We start from the raw sequence: 16,950 nt of genomic DNA on the forward strand, positions 1-16,950 counted from the left end.
AGCGCTTGGCTGTCCTTTTATCATCATCGTACTGAAATGAATTTATTGATAGGAAATGTATGAAACCATCATCATTTTTCTTGCCACCCCAGACACCGTTACTCACGGCGTCGATCGGGTTGGCATTTGCAAACGATCCGCAAGATGCGCACAGATCTTACCCATGCAAGGATTTGCACCACATGAATAACAAGGACGTCACATGACCGTTTATATTTTACGCCGCTTGGGGCAAATGATTCCGACCATGCTTGGTGTGATCGTGTTGATCTTCTTTCTGTTTAACTGGGTGGGCGGAGACCCCGCGTATATCCTTGCAGGCAAGATGCCCAATCCGGACATGATTGCCAACATTCGTAAACAATTAGGAATTGATCAGCCGTACTATGTGCAGTTGTGGATTTTTATTAAGCAAATTCTGACCTTTAATTTTGGTGCGAGTTGGAGTACGGGCGAGTCGGTATCTCATATTATTTTGACCCGTCTAGGACCGTCACTTACGATTCTGATTCCGTTGACCATTCTCCAAACGCTGATTGCTGTTGCGTTAGCACTTGCGATTGCATTTGTACGCGGTTCCTTAACCGATCGTATGGTGATGATTGCTTGTACAGTAGGTATGTCGATCAGTATTCTGGTTTATATTATTTTGTTCCAATATTGGTTTGCGTATAAGTGGAGCTTGTTCCCTGTGCAAGGTTGGGGCGATAACTTTACTCAGAATTTATTCCATTATTCATTACTGCCGATTTTAATCATGTTGGTGGTGAGTATTGCGCCAAGCCTGCGTTTGTACCGCACGTTCGTACTCGACGAAATTAATCAGGATTATGTACGCACCGCACGTGCCAAAGGCATGGGGGAGAGACGTATTCTATGGGTTCATGTCCTGCGTAATGCTGCAATACCGATCATCACGGATGTCATGTCTAACTTGCCTGCATTGCTTATCGGTGCATTTTTGATTGAGCGCTTCTTCGGTATTCCCGGCATTGGGCGTGAAGTGATTTTGGCGGTGGAGCGCAGTGATTTTCCGGTTATTAAAGCGATTACTGTGTATGTGGCTGCAGCGACGATGATTTTTAATTTGTTGACCGACTTGATGTATCAAGCCGTCGATCCACGTGTACAACTGAAGTAAGGGAGAAGGATATGACTCATTCAAATCCCGTTGTCACGGCCTCATCAAATTCATCGACTCCAGTGACTCATGCGGTATCCCGTGGCCTTTGGGCTTTAGCATGGCGGCGATTGCGTGCTGATCGCGTGGCGATGGTCTCTTTGACCATCGTTGTTGCCTATTTAATCATGTTGATCCTCTCGGTAACAGGCGTGATTGCCAAAAACTGGGATCAGGAAGTGGGTGTGAATTACGCACCTCCAACCTTTATCGGCGCAGCTAAAGAAGATATCACTGAGTCCAGTGAAGCCAAACCTGCTGCAGCACTCCCTGAAAATCCTGTGGACCCTCTATCTGGCGTTCTTAAAGATCTACGAGGTAAGGATAGTGCAGCATCTGCGGTAACGCCTGAAGTCTTTAATGATTACGGCATCAAAGATCCTCTACAAGCTGATATGGATGAAATCCGTGCCAAGCTTGCAACGGAAGGTAAAAAGATCGCTATTGTACGTAAGGAAACTCTCCCGTTCGGTGCGGATAAGTGGGGCCACGATATCGTTGATAAGACCATCAAAGGGTCTGAAACCTCTATTGTGGTGGGTCTGATTGCTGCCTTATTGGCTGTTGCATTGGGTACGCTATTTGGCGCGATTTCTGGCTACTTTGGTGGGCGTGTCGATGCTGCACTGGAGTGGTTTTATAACGTCTTTACCTCGATTCCCTACCTGTTATTGATTCTTGCGGTTGCGGCTGTTTTGCAACAAAAAGGGATTTTATCGATTGTACTGATCTTGGCCTTGACGGGCTGGACGGGGACCTATCGTTTGATTCGTGCTGAATATATGAAGCATAAAACGCGTGAGTACGTGCTTGCTGCCGATGCGATTGGTGCGAGTCACTTGAGTAAAATGTTTAGTCATATTTTCCCCAATGTCAGTCATGTGGCGTTGGTTCAGATGTCGATCTTGGTGGTGAGTTTTATTAAGTCTGAGGTCATTTTGAGTTTCTTGGGTTTTGGCGTTCCTGTTGGTGTGGTGTCCTGGGGCAGCATGTTGAATGAGGCGCAGAACGAATTAATTCTCGGTAAGTGGTGGCAGTTGACTGCAGCAAGTGTGGCGATGGCGGTGTTGGTGACAGCATTCTCTCTCTTCACCGATGCGCTGCGCGATGCGCTTGATCCTAAATTGAAATAATTCAACCTAGCCAAAAATCTAGCCAAAATTGAAGAGAGACCATCATGAATCCTTTAGATCAATCACAGCAAGAACAAGCGCCTTTACTCCGAGTCCGTGATCTTCGGGTCAGTTTCCGTGTAGATAAAAAGACTTTTATCGAAACGGTCAAAGGAGTAACGTTTGATATTCCGTATAACACCACGGTTGCACTCGTGGGTGAGTCAGGAAGTGGTAAGTCGGTTAGTTCGCTGGCAGTCATGGGGTTGCTCCCGCCAGATAATGCCAAAATCGCTGAAACCAGCCATTTGGAGTTTGAAGGCAAAGACCTGCTAAAAATGTCCATTGCTGAACGACGCAAAATGTGTGGCAAAGACATCGCCATGATTTTCCAAGAACCGATGACATCCCTGAATCCCGTTTTCACAGTGGGTTTTCAGATTGAAGAGGTCTTGCGTTTGCATATGGGCATGACGGGTAAACAAGCCCGTGCCCGTGCCATTGCCTTGCTGGAAGAAGTCGGTATTCCATCCCCTGCAACCAAGATTGATGCTTATCCCAGTCAGATGTCTGGTGGGCAGCAGCAGCGTGTCATGATTGCCATGGCAATCGCCTGTGAACCAAAACTTTTGATCGCAGATGAGCCAACAACTGCACTGGATGTGACGATTCAAAAGCAAATTGTCGATCTGATCGAAGCCTTGCGCGTGAAGCATAAAATGTCAGTGCTGTTTATTACCCATGATCTTGCCTTGGTCGGTGAGATTGCCGATCAGGTGATCGTGATGCGTCATGGGGTGATCCGTGAGCAGGGCAGTGCACGTCAGATTCTAGAGTCTCCGCAGGATGGCTATACCAAAGCACTACTGCGTTGTCGCCCGACTTTGGATACGCGTCCTTGGCGTCTGCCTGTGATCAGCGACTTCATCAACGATGCGTGTGAAGAAAATACAGCGCACTTGGCTCTGGCAGATAAGCAGCGCACGCGGGGGTTGACCGGTGATGAAAACATTATTTTGGATGTACAGAACCTAAGCAAGAGCTTCTATACCCGTGAGGGATTCTTCGGTCAAAAAGAATTCAAAGCGGTAAGTGATGTCTCGTTCAAACTTGCGCGTGGTAAAACCTTAGGCGTTGTGGGCGAGTCAGGCTCAGGTAAAACGACCGTGGGCCTGACGTTGATGCGCTTGCATCAAGCGACGGGTGGGCAGGCTTTATTCGAAGGTCGCGATATTATTGGGATGTCTAATCAAGAATTTAATGATTACAAACGCCGTATCCAGATCATTTTTCAAAACCCTTATGCTTCACTCAATCCACGCTTTACGATAGGTCAGATTTTGCTGGAGCCGATGCGAATTCACCATATTGGTCGTAATGATGAGCGTCGGACCGAACTGGCTATGCAGTTATTGGAAAGAGTAGGTTTGCCGACAGCGGCGTTTTATCGTTACCCGCATGAGTTTTCTGGTGGTCAGCGTCAACGTATCGCGATTGCTCGCTGTTTAACCTTGAAGCCTGAGGTTTTGATTTGTGATGAGTCGGTCTCGGCGCTGGATGTATCGGTACAGGCGCAAGTATTGAATCTGCTGCAAGATTTGCAAGACGAGTTTGGCATGAGCTATATCTTTATTTCCCATGATCTATCGGTAGTAAAATACATTGCCGATCAGGTAATGGTGATGAATCATGGCAAAATGGTCGAACTCGCAAACTCGGATGAGCTCTATCACAATCCGCAGCATGCCTATACCAAGCAATTACTTAGTGCAATTCCTAAGGGTTTACAGCACTAAAATTATAGGGTTGTGCATTCACTTAAAAAGGGACAAGTTTTTGTCCCTTTTAGTTTTGTCCTTTTATTGTCCGGATGTTTGATAGGAGATGATGTGTTGGGCGCGATTAAAACGGAAAGACTAATTCTACGGGAAATGAATACAGATGATGCTGCCTTCATTTTAGCCTTAATGAATGAACCGGGATGGCTGGAATTCATCGGCAATACTACAGTGAAGACCTTGGAAGATGCCAAAAATCATATCTTAAATCGACTGACATCCAGAGTCGAAGGGATGGGTTTTCGAGTTGTGACGTTAAAAGAAAGCCATATTCCTGTGGGTGTTTGCGGCTTGATTCAGCGTGACTTTTTACAGGCGCCAGATATTGGCTATGCCTTTTCAGAGGCATACTGGCATCAGGGATATGCATTTGAAGCGGCTTTAGCAATGCTTCATTATGGGCGAGATCAACTTCATTTTAAGCGTATCCTTGCCATCACCGATAGGGGTAATCAGCGCTCAGAAAAATTACTGGCGAAGCTGGGATTAACCTTTGATTCTACAGTGATTCATCCGCAAACTGGCGCAGAGCTGAATGTGTTCGGGATAGGTTTTCAACCATAAAGAGCGCTAGCTGATCTCTAGAGGGGGAAATCAGTTAGCGAGCATGAAAGAAACGTCTTCAATCCTTGAATCTTCATCCATGAAGACTTTAATGTGATCCCGCACTTTTTTTAATATTCGTTGTTTTTAGACTCGGCTTAGTATTTATAGTCCAACTGCAGCCAGAACTTTTCCGTGTCACGATTTCCACCATTTTTGGTGATTGGTAGTAGATCTTTTGCGGAATTATCGGTAGCACCGTAATACGCATATTTCCCGACTAGATTGAACGTTCCTTTTAAAGGGATAGACTTGGGGATATTGAGCGACGAGCTCAACACCAGATCAAACTCATGACCATAATCGCTGGAACCTTCCGTACTGCTATACCAGTGGTAGGTTGTTTCAACTTTGATTTTGTTATTCCCGATCAGTGTCGGTATTTTGGCACTGGCACCAATATACAGATCCGCTAAGCCATAGGCCGGTGTATTCAGGAAAACATCATCATAGCCATTAAATTTATGTTTGGTTCCTAGCGGTGTTTGGAATGCAAACCGCTTTGGTGCACCTTTGGCTGATGAGGTCACACTTGAGTCATTACCTAGAACTTCATAACCTGCGGTGAAGTCTAAATCGGGCAGTGCTTTGAATTGTGGCGCGGCGACGGTTCCTTCAATGAGATAGTAATCCGCACTGTAATGCAGTGGATTTGATCCGTAATCGGTTTGGTACGCATATTCCAGTGCATAACGGAACGGTGCTTTATTGCCTGTTAGGCGGAGTCCAATTGTCTTATTGGAGTTGGTTCCTGCAAGTGCCGTAGGGGCGACCGAGTATTTGTCTAAATCCAAAAAGTATCCATAAGCAACCGCATTCAATAAGGCATCTGGAGCGTATTTGAGCTGAATCAAATGGCTATCGGAATCGTAGCGACCTTTTTGAGCATTATTGTCTGTAGGCTTGATGTCTTCAGAACCAAAGAATGTATTGATGTGATCGATATAGGCGTAATACAGTCCGAGTTCTTTGGTTGGCTTGATGTTGAGGCTTACAGCATCAAAGGTTTGTTCATTTTGACGCCATGCCGCACCGCCTATGAAGCGTTGATTGTCAAGGTTAATCCGTTGACGCCCAACAGTGATATCAAACTGGGGACTGTAGGCATATTTCAAATAAAGCTGATTCAGTTCAATACTTTTAGGGTCAGCGACTGTTGCATAGTTGGTTTCACCATTGCGTGTGCTGTTGAAGTGATCATTGAGTTCTGCAGTGCCTTCGCCCTCGACCACCCCTGAAAAACCATTCCAAACCCCTGTTTGAAATCCTGGGCGAATGCGCGCTGTCCATGCACTGGCATTTTTAATAGTGTCCGCAGGCAGTTGTTTATCGATGTTGACACCTTCGTAGCGGAGGCGGCCATCAACCGTGAATTTACCTTTGCTCCAGAGGTCCATCAGGTCACTGTCTGAGGCTAAAACATGACTACTGGCCAGTGTTGCCAATAGGATGCTGAAAGATAGAAGGCTTTTAGATATGACTTGGGTATCGTTCATTTTAAGGACTCTTATTAAATTTTAGGCGTAGAAAAAGAGCTCCTGCACAAACCCCATACAGCTTAAGGGCAGGAGAGTAAAATTAAAAAAACGGCGCTACTGTGTATTACGCTGAAACGGGATGCTTCATTTTGTGGTACAAGAAATCAAGCACGCTTGAGCGCAATTGGTGGTATTGCGGGTTATTCGCCAATTGCAGGCGATCACGTGGATGGGGGAGATCAACGGTCAAAATCTCACCGATGGTCGCCGCTGGGCCATTGGTCATCATAACAATGCGATCAGACAGCAAAACGGCCTCATCGACATCATGAGTGACCATGACGACTGTTGCATGAGTCTGTTGAACGATTTCAATCAACTCATCTTGTAGATGTGCACGCGTTAACGCATCCAGTGCCCCAAAAGGTTCATCAAGTAAGAGCACTTGGGGTTCCATGGACAGCGCACGTGCGATACCAACACGTTGTTTCATGCCTCCTGATATTTCACTGGGGTACTTGTGGATGGCGTGTGTGAGGCCGACCATAGTCAGCGCGGCTTCGGTACGCTCTTTCAGTTGTGCTTTGCTTTCGGTTGCGCCAAAAACACGCTCAACCGCCAAGTGTACATTATCAAAACAGGTCAGCCAAGGCAGTAGGGAGTGGTTCTGGAACACTACGGCACGCTCAGGGCCGGGACCTGAAATCTCGCGACCATTACAGATTAATGCCCCTTTGGTAGGGAGCGTCAACCCTGCAATCAGGTTCAGTAGTGTTGATTTACCACAACCCGAGTGACCAATCAGGGTGATAAACTCACCTTTGGTGATCTTGAGATTAATATCACGTAGGGCTTCAAATTGACCTTTCTTGGTCTTAAAGCTCATGCCGACTTGTTCAATCGAGACATAATCTTTAGTTCCTAACGGCTTATTCGCGCTGATGATTGTATTATCGCTCATGATGTTGTCTCCCCACGTGAAATCAGTTTAGTGATCAGAATTAAGAGCTGTTCAATAATCAGTCCTAATACGCCGACGACGAAAATCCCAACGATGATGTGTGCATATTGTGAGTTTTGATACTCATCCCATACCCAGAAACCAATGCCTTTTCCGCCACTGACCATCTCAGCTGCAACGATGACCAACCACGCGACACCGACTGATAAACGAATTCCTGTTAATAAGTAGGGTAATGACGCAGGTAATAAAATTTTGGTAAAAACCTTCCATTCTGATAGGCGCAGAACACGAGCTACATTGAGGTAGTCTTGTGGCACTTGCGAGACGCCAGCTGAAGTATTCAGAATAATCGGCCAGATACTGGAGATGAAGATCACCCAAATCGATGCAGGATTGGCAGCTTGAAACACCACCATGCCGATCGGTAACCAGGCCAGCGGTGAAACAGGGCGTAAAATAGAAATGATAGGGGACAGCATGGCTTGCATGAATTTCACGCGGCCAATGATAAAGCCGAGTGGAATCCCGATGAGTGCAGCCAAGCCAAAGCCTGTGCCGACACGTCCCAGAGACGAGAGGATATTCCAGCCGATGCCCTGATCGTTTGCACTTTCAACATAAAAGGGATGGGCAAATAAATCCACCGCAGATAAAAAGGTCACCCAAGGGTTCGGTAAGGATGGGCGATATTGACTGAGCAGGGTCCAGCCAAAAAGGAACAACGCAATACCAATCATGGGGGGATGATCACTTTAATGATGCTGACCAGTCCTTCTTTGATTCTTTTCACGGATTCAGACTCTTTCTTTTCTACAGGGGTGATGAGGTCTTTCGTGTCATGTACGTCATTGGTGGAGGTCGCTATTTTTGCGACGTCCAACGTTACGGCATCGACAGAGGTGGCATTCGTGTCATTACTCATGATGTCATCGCTCATTTGGAGGAGTGAAGCCTTGATGGGTATGTGAGAGATTCAACGAATACCCATCAATGGCGTTATTCATTCAATGGTTTAAGCTTTAATGGCAAAACTTGCAGCATATGCGGCAGGGTTTGAACCATCCCAGACTTTGCCATCTAGCAATTTGCTGCTGCGCATTGGGCTGCTTGGTACAGGAACTTTGACTTGACTTGCCGCTTGTTTGTATAAGTCGATTTGGTTGATTTGCTTGGCGATGCCGAGATAGTCGACGTCGTTTTTCATGAGCCCCCAACGTTTGTGCTGAGTCATGAACCACATACCATCGGAGAGGTAAGGGAAGTTTACTTTGCCATCATTGTAGAACTTCATGTTGTTGGCATCTTTCCATTGACGACCCGCACCATTATCGTAATTACCGAGGAAGCGCCCAGTAATGGTATCGGCTGGACAGTTCACATAAGATTTTTGAGAAATGATCGTAGCGACTGCTGCACGGTTTTTATAGTCGTCCAAATATTTAGAGGCTTCCAAGACCGCCATGATGAGTGCGCGAGCGGTGTTTGGGTTTTTTTCAACAAATGCCCGACTACAGCCCAAGACTTTTTCAGGATGATTGGTCCAGATTTCTTGGGTAGTGATGGTAGTGAAGCCGATGCCTAGCTCAATAGCGCGAGCGCCCCAAGGTTCACCCACACAGAATCCATCCGTGGTACCGACTTGCATGTTGCTGACCATTTGCGGTGGCGGCACGGTGATGTTTTTGACATCTTTCATCGGGTTGACGCCATTGGCTGCGAGCCAGTAGTTCAACCACATGGCGTGGGTGCCCGTTGGATAGGTTTGGGCAAAGGTCAGTGATTTACCGCTAGCAATATATTTCTTCAATCCCGCACCATTGACCACGCCAGCAGAGATCAACTTGTTTGCCATGGTGATGGCTTGTCCGTTATTATTGATCCCCATGAGTACGGACATTGGTGTTGCTGTTGCGCCGACGCCATTGTTGACGGCGTAAATCAAGCCGTATAAGACGTGTGCTGCATCAAGTTCACCGCTGATGAGCTTGTCGCGTACGCCAGCCCAAGAGGCTTCTTTAGAGAGCTCAATGGTGATGCCGTATTTTTTATCGAGACCCAGTTTGGATGCCATGACCACAGAGGCGCAATCGGTCAGTGGAATAAAGCCGATTTTGACCACAGGTTTTTCGGGTGCATCTGAGCCTGCAGCATGAACTGCCGATGAAGGGAGAATCAGCGAGCTTGCTGCTCCTGCTGCACTGGCCGCAAAGAGCGATTTTTTAAGGAAGTCACGACGGCTTGAGTGGGCCATGTTGCTCGGTTCGGCAGCGTCAGACTCATTGTGCGTATCATGGGTTGGTGTTTTATGCATGTCGTACTCCTAATCTTGTCTGGGAAAATTTTCAAAAAAAAACGCCCATACCGCTAAAAAAGCAGTATGGACGCCATTGTCCTGTCTGATTGAGTAAACACCGTCAGACACGGGATCGTATAAAAAGTTATTCATCCACCGTTGGATGCTAATGATAAAAATGCATAAAGCATGCCAATAATATTTGTGTACATTTAAAGTGATGATTTGTTAATAGAAAATTATATTTTTTCGCCTATGGCACTCATTTTGCTCGAATTGAAATGCACTTTATTTATTCGTTTTTTTCCTGCAATCATTGGTCTGTGAGTAGAAATGATGCAGGGTATGTCTTTTTTTAGTGCTCAAAAAATTGCAAGGTCACGATTAATTCATCAATCTAAGTTACAATGGTAATCTCCATCATACTGATTTTGAGGATAATATGTCTAAATCGCTCGTGCCACCTTTGAGTGCAACGGACTTTTTGATTGCCTCAAAGCAGTCGGAAATACAAAGCCTTGAGTATTTCTTAAATATGGGGCAACTGGTCGTGATGGTCAGTGATTTGATTCATGCCCTGCAAAAAGAACGCGGTGCATCAAATCTGTACTTGGGCTCCAGAGGGCAGCACTATGCTGAAGTGCTCATTGACTATACCCATCAGACCGATGATCAAATCTTTGAATTCGACCAAACCCTCAAGCAGATTCAGAGTGAAATCACCGAGCATGCAGGCAATGGTCGACTCCTCAACCGGATTGCTTATGCCTTGCATGCGTTAGCCAATCTGCCTCAATTTCGTGCACAAGTGCAGCAGCAAAAGATCCAAACCCATGCGGCTGTCATGGTTTATAGCGGCATTATTGCGGGTTTGCTGTCGATTGTTTTTGAAACGGCAGATGCTGCGGTTGATCCAACGATTGCCCGAGTATTGGTGGCTTTATATAACCTCATGCAAGGTAAGGAGTTGACGGGGCAAGAACGCGCTGTAGGATCAGCAGGGTTTTCTTCAGGTCAGTTTAGTGCTGAGCAACGTGAACGCCTCCAGTACCTGATCGATGGTCAGGAACGTTGCTTTGAGCTGTTTCATGAGTTTACTGAACCAACGTCATATGCTTTATATCTGCAATATGCACAGTCACCTTACCGCGCCGAAATTGATCGGCTCAGAGGACTTGCGCTCAGTGATCCACCGTTGACGATTGATCCAAGGGTTGGGGATCAGTGGTTTAAACTGCTTACACAGCATATCGATAGTCTTAAAATTGTTGAACTGGGCTTACAAGGGCATTTACAGCGTTTATGTTCCCAGCGGGTGCTGGATGCTAAGAAAACACTAACACAGCATCAGGCGTTGATTGATACGTTGGAAACGCATCCTGAAGAAAGCTTTATTGTCATGCTGAGCAGTACTCAGTCTCAAAACCCTGCGGCGTTACAGGATTATACGCATCCAGAGGGTTTTGGTCCTAAACTGGGTCGATCTGTACTTGAGCTGGTACAAAATCAAGCACAGAGCTTACAACAGATGCATGATGAGTTGACGGCTGCGCGTACGGCACTGGAAGAGAAGAAATTACAAGAGAAAGCCAAGGTCTTACTGATGAAACATCGCAAACTGACCGAGGATCAAGCGCATAAATTACTGAGACAAATGGCGATGGATCAAGGTAAGCGCTTAACCGACATAGCTCGACATGTGGTTGAAATGGCGCAAGGACAGCGTAAATAAGGCTGTCCTTAGCGGGATAAGGAAAGCTTATTCGAGCCCTTCGATACTCAAATCGCGTGTAGCATGATCCAGATAACGGGTATCAGCACTATTACCGAGCTTGATTTGCAGACGCAGGTCATTTGGCGCATCAGAATATTGCAGTGCGTTTTCATAGCTGATTTCACCCGCTTGATAGAGATCAAACAAGGCTTGGTCAAAAGTCTGCATACCAAGTTCACGCGAGCGCTTCATCACTTCTTTGATTTCGTGAATTTCGCCTTTGCGGATGTAATCCTGAATCAGAGGGGAGTTTAGCAACACTTCAATACAGGCCCGACGTGACTTGCCATCTCGTGTCGGCACGAGCTGCTGGGCGACGATGCCTTTGAGGTTAAGCGATAAGTCCATATACAACTGACTGTGTCGATCCGCTTCAAAGAAGTGAATAATCCGATCAAGGGCTTGGTTGGCATTGTTGGCGTGTAAGGTACTGAGCACCAAGTGACCGGTTTCCGCAAAGGCAATGGCATAATCCATGACTTCACGCGAACGGATCTCACCAATCAGAATCACGTCTGGGGCTTGGCGCAGCGTGTTTTTGAGCGCGACATCGAAAGATGCTGTGTCGATCCCGACTTCACGCTGCGTGACGATACAGCCCGCATGCTGATGAATAAACTCAATTGGATCTTCAATGGTGATGATATGACCTTGGGAGTGGCGATTGCGGTGTCCAATCATGGACGCCAATGATGTTGACTTACCTGTTCCTGTCGCACCCACAAAGATAATGATGCCGCGCTTGGTCATCGCCAGTTCTTCGATGACTTTAGGCAGTTTAAGATCTTCAACTTTTGGAATATGTGTTTCGATACGACGTAAGATCATACCGGGAAAATCGCGCTGTACAAAAGCACTAACGCGGAAACGGGCCGTGTCTTTTTTGTCGATAATCGCGAAATTACATTCTTTGGTGTCTTCGAACTCTTTACGCTGCTTGTCCGTCATGATGCCATGAATGATGCTTTGAACGATCGCAGGGGTAAGCGGGGTCTTGGTGATGGGGAGAATCTTACCATTGACCTTCATCGATGGGGCAACGCCCGCAGTGATGAATAAGTCAGAGCCGCCTTTTTCGACCATGAGCAGTAGTAGATCATCAAATTCCATTGCGGTGCTCCATGCTATTTCTTTAGATAACTCATCAGTAGTTTATGGACTAGAGGAACGAGTCTGGTTGTTTTGCTGCGGCCTTTGCCACGGCTGGTGAAATTAATCCTTTGAGTACTAAGCCCTTTAAGGTTTGATCCAATGTGGTCATGCCATAGCCTGCACCGGTTTGGATCGCGGAGTACATCTGCGCAACTTTGTTTTCACGGATCAAGTTACGGATCGCGGGAATACCAATCATGATTTCATGGGCTGCAATACGTCCGCCTGCATTCTTTTTCAGCAGGGTTTGGGAAATCACGGCTTGTAGGGATTCTGAGAGCATGGCGCGTACCATGTCTTTTTCTTCGGCAGGGAACACGTCGATCACACGGTCGATGGTTTTGGCTGCGGAGGTGGTATGTAGGGTTCCAAAAACCAAGTGACCGGTTTCTGCGGCTGTCAGTGCCAAGCGAATGGTTTCGAGATCGCGCATTTCCCCAACCAGAATAATGTCCGGGTCTTCACGCAAGGCCGAACGCAGCGCTTCATTAAAACCATGGGTATCCCGATGGACTTCACGCTGGTTCACGAGGCATTTTTTGGACTGGTGCACGAATTCGATAGGATCTTCAATCGTCAGAATATGATCGAAACGACGTTCATTGATATAGTCGATCATCGCCGCAAGCGTTGTAGATTTCCCCGAGCCCGTAGGACCGGTCACCAATACGATACCGCGAGGATATTCACAGATGTCTTTAAATACTTGGCCCATACCCAGATCATCCATGGTCAGCACCTTGGAGGGAATGGTTCGGAATACCGCACCTGCACCACGATTCTGATTGAACGCGTTGACACGGAAACGGGCAATACCAGGAACTTCAAAAGAAAAGTCGGTTTCCAGAAACTCCTCGAAGTCACGACGTTGTTTATCATTCATGATGTCGTAAACGAGGCGATGGACTTCTTTGTGTTCCATGGCGGGCAGGTTGATCCGGCGAATTTCACCATCCACCCGAATCATGGGGGGGAGGCCTGCTGAAAGATGTAAGTCCGATGCGCCATTTTTTGCAGAAAATGCGAGTAGTTCTGTAATATCCATAAAGAATCCCTGTGCCTATAACCACATCTATTTACGTGTACAAAGTCTTCATCGGTTTGTATGAGTGATTGATATCCTTATACGAACGAAAGATGAAAACTTTGCAAAATTTTTGCCATATACTGGCAAGACTTTTTAATCTGTTTTCAATATCATTCAATCTAGCGCACTCAAACGAGACGTTGGCACTCAAGTATGCTGGCGTTCCTGCGAGCTGTACTTTGCTAGATCAAAATAGAGTACCTTGATGATGACCGATTTAACTGCCAATCGGCAACAAGTTCTCAACAAAATTAAAAATATATGTCGAGATTGTGAGCGTTCTGAGGACTCCATCACATTGCTGGCGGTTTCTAAAATGCAATCCGCTGAGGTTGTTCGTGCAATGCATGCAACTGGGCAAATTCAGTTTGCCGAAAACTATCTGCAAGAGGCTTTAAGTAAGCAAAATGAGCTGAAGGATCTCCCTATCGAGTGGCATTTTATTGGTCAGATCCAGCGCAATAAGACCCGCGATATTGCGGCTTATTTTTCATGGGTGCATGGCGTGGATCGATTGATCATTGCTCAGCGCTTATCACAGCATCGGCAAGTTGACCATCAAGCAGATCTGCACAATAGTCACAACGTGACGGAACCATTGAATATCTGTATTCAGGTCAATATTGATCGTGAAGAATCCAAAGGCGGGTGCCTACCCGAGGAGTTACCGGAGCTGGTTACTGCCATTAGCGCACTTCCAAACTTGGCTTTGCGCGGTGTTATGGTCATTCCGGAAGCGGGTCATGTTGATGCGTTTAGCCGCACGCGGGTGTTATTTGAAGCGGTCAGAGCAAATCATGCCAACCCTGCACAGTGGGATACTCTCAGCATGGGCATGTCTGGTGATTTTGCAGAAGCAATTGCGCAAGGCGCAACCCTGATTCGCGTTGGAACAGCACTTTTTGGCAGTCGTTCAGCCTCTGCACTGTAAAAGCATGGATATATTATGGATTATAATCAATTGATCTTTATTATATATGTTATGTAGATAAAGTGATATTGTCGAAAACATCAGTATTACAAGCGTATCCCACATATAAACGGTTACGCTTTCTGCATTTAGTCTACGATAATCCTGTGATAGTCTTGTTCGCTTATCAAATGAATAATGCCAAAGGCAGTTTAGCGTGCAGCGATTGAAAAGCAGCGGAGAGCTGTTCCGTGTGAAGCAACAAATGGACCGAGATCAGTATCTCGAATGCTTTGTTCACTCTCAAACATTATATTCTGCAAGGCCTTCGGTATTTTCGAATATGCAACGCATGATTTATCTGCTACCCCTTCTTGTATTTAGCTTATTCTTAGGCCAACAGTCGCAGGCCAATGTAGCGTTCAATAACACCAGTGCATCTAGCCCTGTCGCCACTGATTTTGGCAAAAAATCATTATTAGACAATGCCAAAATCGATAGTAACAGCGCCATCAAAAGTATTGGTAGTCCACAGAAATTTATACCCGCGGATCAAGCGTTTAAAGTATTGGGCGAAGCCAAAGATGGCAAGCTGTTTTTAGATTTTCAAGTGACCCCAGGTTATTACCTCTATCAGCGTCGTTTTGCATTCACACCTGAAAGTGGAAGCGTGAAATTTCAAGAGGCATCTTTCAATCATCCTGCGCAGATTAAGGATGATCCTGAGTTTGGTAAAGTCCCCGTTTTTCATGATGATGTTTCTGTCACCGTGCCTTATACAGGCAGTGGAAAGGTGGTGGTACGCTGGCAAGGCTGTGCGGATGCAGGTTTGTGTTACCCGCCGCAAGATCATGAATTTACCTTACCGGCTGCCGCAATCAATATCCCAGCACCCTCATCAACTGCATTCTCCTCAAATTCTCTACCCTTAGGTGCACCAATTTTACCCGCAGTCAACGGCGGGTCAGGGAGCAAAGCAAATCCTGATGTGCCTTTGATTGAGGGTCGTCCCGATATTCGCACTAATATCGAGAAGTCTGCGGGCGTGCAAAGTATTTTGATCCCGCTGCCGACACCGAACTCGACATCTGATACCTACGCGGGTGTTCAGTCGATTGCCTCTTTAGCGGCCTTAAGAGCAACTAAGCAGCAGGATAATGTTGACCGAGATCCTGTTACGTCGCCTGTTTCTGTGGTCGCGCCGACCCTGCCTGAGCCAACAACTGCATCCGCTGTGGCACCGACTGTAGGGCCAACAGTGGCTCCCACACCTGTGTCGCAAGAAGAAACAGATCCATTTGGCTTAAGTCAGCATCCACTGACGGCACTTGCTCTTTTGTTTGTCGCAGGTTTAGGGCTTGCTTTTACGCCCTGTGTTCTCCCTATGTTGCCAATTGTTGCTAATCTGGTGGCACGTCAGCATAGACGCTCTATGAAACATGGCCTGCTGTTGTCCGGCGCTTATGCAGTTGGTATAGCATGTTGTTATGCGGTACTCGGTGCGGCGATCGCAACCTTTGGTCAGCAGTTTAACTTGCTGGGATGGTTACAAAATCCGGTTATTCTTATTGGTTTTGCGATTGTCTTTGTGGTGTTGGCACTTGCCAGTTTTGATGTGTTCACACTGCGTCTTCCCCATAGCATCAGTACTAAACTGGACTCCTTTGGGCAGCGTGAGCACTCGCGTTTTGAGTGGTTGAAACAGGGGAGTGTATTGGGGAGCTGGTTGACTGGCTTTGTCTCTGCACTGGTTGTTTCGCCTTGTGTTTCTGCTCCTCTTGCAGGTGTGCTGCTGTCGGTCTCCACTGTAGGCAATCCTGTGCTCGGAGCAGCTGCATTGTTTATGCTCGGTTTAGGTCTGGGTGTGCCCTTGATGATCTTGGGTGCAACCGAAGGGCGTTTCTTACCCAAGGCTGGCGATTGGCTGAACTGGGTGCGTCAAGGATTTGGTTTGCTCTTGCTCGGTGTCGCACTGGTGCTGATCAACCGTGTCTATGACAATTCCTATGTCCTGTTCCTGTGGGCAGCGGTGTCGATGGCATTTGCTGTTTGGTTCTGGCGCTGGGCTGGGCGAGGACGTTTTATTGCTCAAGTTTTTGGTGTTGTCGTCTTTGCATGGGGATTGATACAACTTGCTGGCGTAGCGGCAGGGCAGAGTGATCCGTGGCATCCTCTCGCCGGACTGAAAAAGCAAAACGCTCAGGTTGTTGCCGCTCAAAGTACGCCAGTGATTCATAGCTTATCTGAGCTAGCGGTCATGCAGCAAAAGAATCCACGTTTACTCGTTGATTTAACCGCTGACTGGTGTGTGAGCTGTCGCATTATGGAGCGTGAGTTATTCAGTGGACAAGACATCAAAGGTCTGTCGAACTGGACTCGTGTGAAGCTGGATGTGACCGAAAGCAATGAAAACAGTAAGGCCGTACTTAAGAGTCTGAACTTGTTTGGTCCACCTGTATTGATTTTTTATCGTGATGGGCAAGAGATCAAGCGCGTTGTGGGTGAGACTAAGCAGGATGAATTGACCGAGGTACTGGAGAAGCTTTGATCATTTAATTG

At 46.7% G+C, this 16,950-nt stretch carries 14 protein-coding genes; 7 read left to right on the top strand and 7 right to left on the bottom strand.

Features of this window, described 5'->3' with window-relative positions; all coding sequences use genetic code 11:
- Positions 1-202: 202 nt before the first annotated feature.
- The 4 genes from HYN46_RS02770 to HYN46_RS02785 all read left to right on the top strand — a co-directional run bounded on the left by HYN46_RS02770 (position 203) and on the right by HYN46_RS02785 (position 4,694).
- Positions 203-1,141, top strand: coding sequence for an ABC transporter permease (locus HYN46_RS02770; RefSeq protein ID WP_114898005.1), 939 nt, complete (start codon positions 203-205; stop codon positions 1,139-1,141).
- A gap of 11 nt (positions 1,142-1,152) precedes the next feature.
- Positions 1,153-2,313, top strand: coding sequence for an ABC transporter permease (locus tag HYN46_RS02775; RefSeq protein WP_114898006.1), 1,161 nt, complete (start codon positions 1,153-1,155; stop codon positions 2,311-2,313).
- A gap of 44 nt (positions 2,314-2,357) precedes the next feature.
- Positions 2,358-4,088: an ABC transporter ATP-binding protein gene (locus HYN46_RS02780; protein WP_114898007.1), complete on the top strand. Its 1,731-nt coding sequence runs from the start codon at positions 2,358-2,360 to the stop codon at positions 4,086-4,088.
- A 96-nt stretch (positions 4,089-4,184) separates the two neighbouring features.
- Positions 4,185-4,694 carry a GNAT family N-acetyltransferase gene (locus HYN46_RS02785; protein ID WP_114900544.1) on the top strand — a complete coding sequence of 170 codons (510 nt, stop codon included), beginning with the start codon at positions 4,185-4,187 and terminating at the stop codon, positions 4,692-4,694.
- A gap of 137 nt (positions 4,695-4,831) precedes the next feature.
- Here the strand turns inward: HYN46_RS02785 and HYN46_RS02790 are convergent, their stop codons facing one another.
- The 5 genes from HYN46_RS02790 to HYN46_RS02810 all read right to left on the bottom strand — a co-directional run bounded on the left by HYN46_RS02790 (position 4,832) and on the right by HYN46_RS02810 (position 9,486).
- Entirely contained in the window at positions 4,832-6,229 is a 1,398-nt protein-coding gene (locus HYN46_RS02790; RefSeq protein WP_114898008.1) for an alginate export family protein, read from the bottom strand.
- Positions 6,230-6,335: 106 nt separating this feature from the next.
- A complete protein-coding gene (locus HYN46_RS02795) occupies positions 6,336-7,172 on the bottom strand; it encodes an ABC transporter ATP-binding protein (protein WP_114898009.1) in 837 nt (278 codons plus the stop codon).
- Positions 7,169-7,912 (bottom strand): nitrate ABC transporter permease, encoded by a 744-nt coding sequence (ntrB, locus tag HYN46_RS02800; RefSeq protein WP_114898010.1) that lies wholly within the window; start codon positions 7,910-7,912, stop codon positions 7,169-7,171. The genes HYN46_RS02795 and ntrB overlap by 4 nt, the downstream gene beginning before the upstream one ends.
- On the bottom strand, positions 7,909-8,097 hold the full coding sequence (locus HYN46_RS02805) for a hypothetical protein (protein WP_114898011.1): 189 nt from the start codon (positions 8,095-8,097) through the stop codon (positions 7,909-7,911). Before HYN46_RS02805 ends, ntrB begins: the two co-directional genes overlap by 4 nt.
- A gap of 90 nt (positions 8,098-8,187) precedes the next feature.
- The gene (locus HYN46_RS02810; RefSeq protein ID WP_114898012.1) at positions 8,188-9,486 is read right to left on the bottom strand and encodes a CmpA/NrtA family ABC transporter substrate-binding protein; all 1,299 of its coding nucleotides are present in this window, start codon (positions 9,484-9,486) and stop codon (positions 8,188-8,190) included.
- Positions 9,487-9,910: 424 nt separating this feature from the next.
- Between HYN46_RS02810 and HYN46_RS02815 the strand changes: the two genes are divergently transcribed.
- Positions 9,911-11,200, top strand: coding sequence for a nitrate regulatory protein (locus HYN46_RS02815; RefSeq protein WP_114898013.1), 1,290 nt, complete (start codon positions 9,911-9,913; stop codon positions 11,198-11,200).
- Between the two features lie 27 nt (positions 11,201-11,227).
- On the opposite strand, the gene HYN46_RS02820 is transcribed toward HYN46_RS02815, so the two are convergent.
- A complete protein-coding gene (locus HYN46_RS02820) occupies positions 11,228-12,352 on the bottom strand; it encodes a PilT/PilU family type 4a pilus ATPase (RefSeq protein ID WP_114898014.1) in 1,125 nt (374 codons plus the stop codon).
- A gap of 49 nt (positions 12,353-12,401) precedes the next feature.
- Positions 12,402-13,439, bottom strand: coding sequence for a type IV pilus twitching motility protein PilT (locus tag HYN46_RS02825; RefSeq protein ID WP_114898015.1), 1,038 nt, complete (start codon positions 13,437-13,439; stop codon positions 12,402-12,404).
- 250 nt (positions 13,440-13,689) lie between these two features.
- Here HYN46_RS02825 and HYN46_RS02830 point away from each other — a divergent pair, with 250 nt between their 5' ends.
- Both HYN46_RS02830 and dsbD read left to right on the top strand, forming a co-directional pair.
- On the top strand, positions 13,690-14,412 hold the full coding sequence (locus tag HYN46_RS02830) for a YggS family pyridoxal phosphate-dependent enzyme (protein ID WP_114900545.1): 723 nt from the start codon (positions 13,690-13,692) through the stop codon (positions 14,410-14,412).
- Positions 14,413-14,608: 196 nt separating this feature from the next.
- Positions 14,609-16,939: a protein-disulfide reductase DsbD gene (dsbD, locus tag HYN46_RS02835; protein ID WP_114898016.1), complete on the top strand. Its 2,331-nt coding sequence runs from the start codon at positions 14,609-14,611 to the stop codon at positions 16,937-16,939.
- Positions 16,940-16,950 lie beyond the last annotated feature (11 nt).

Origin of the sequence: Aquirhabdus parva (genome assembly GCF_003351745.1) — a bacterium.
GTDB lineage: Bacteria > Pseudomonadota > Gammaproteobacteria > Pseudomonadales > Moraxellaceae > Aquirhabdus > Aquirhabdus parva.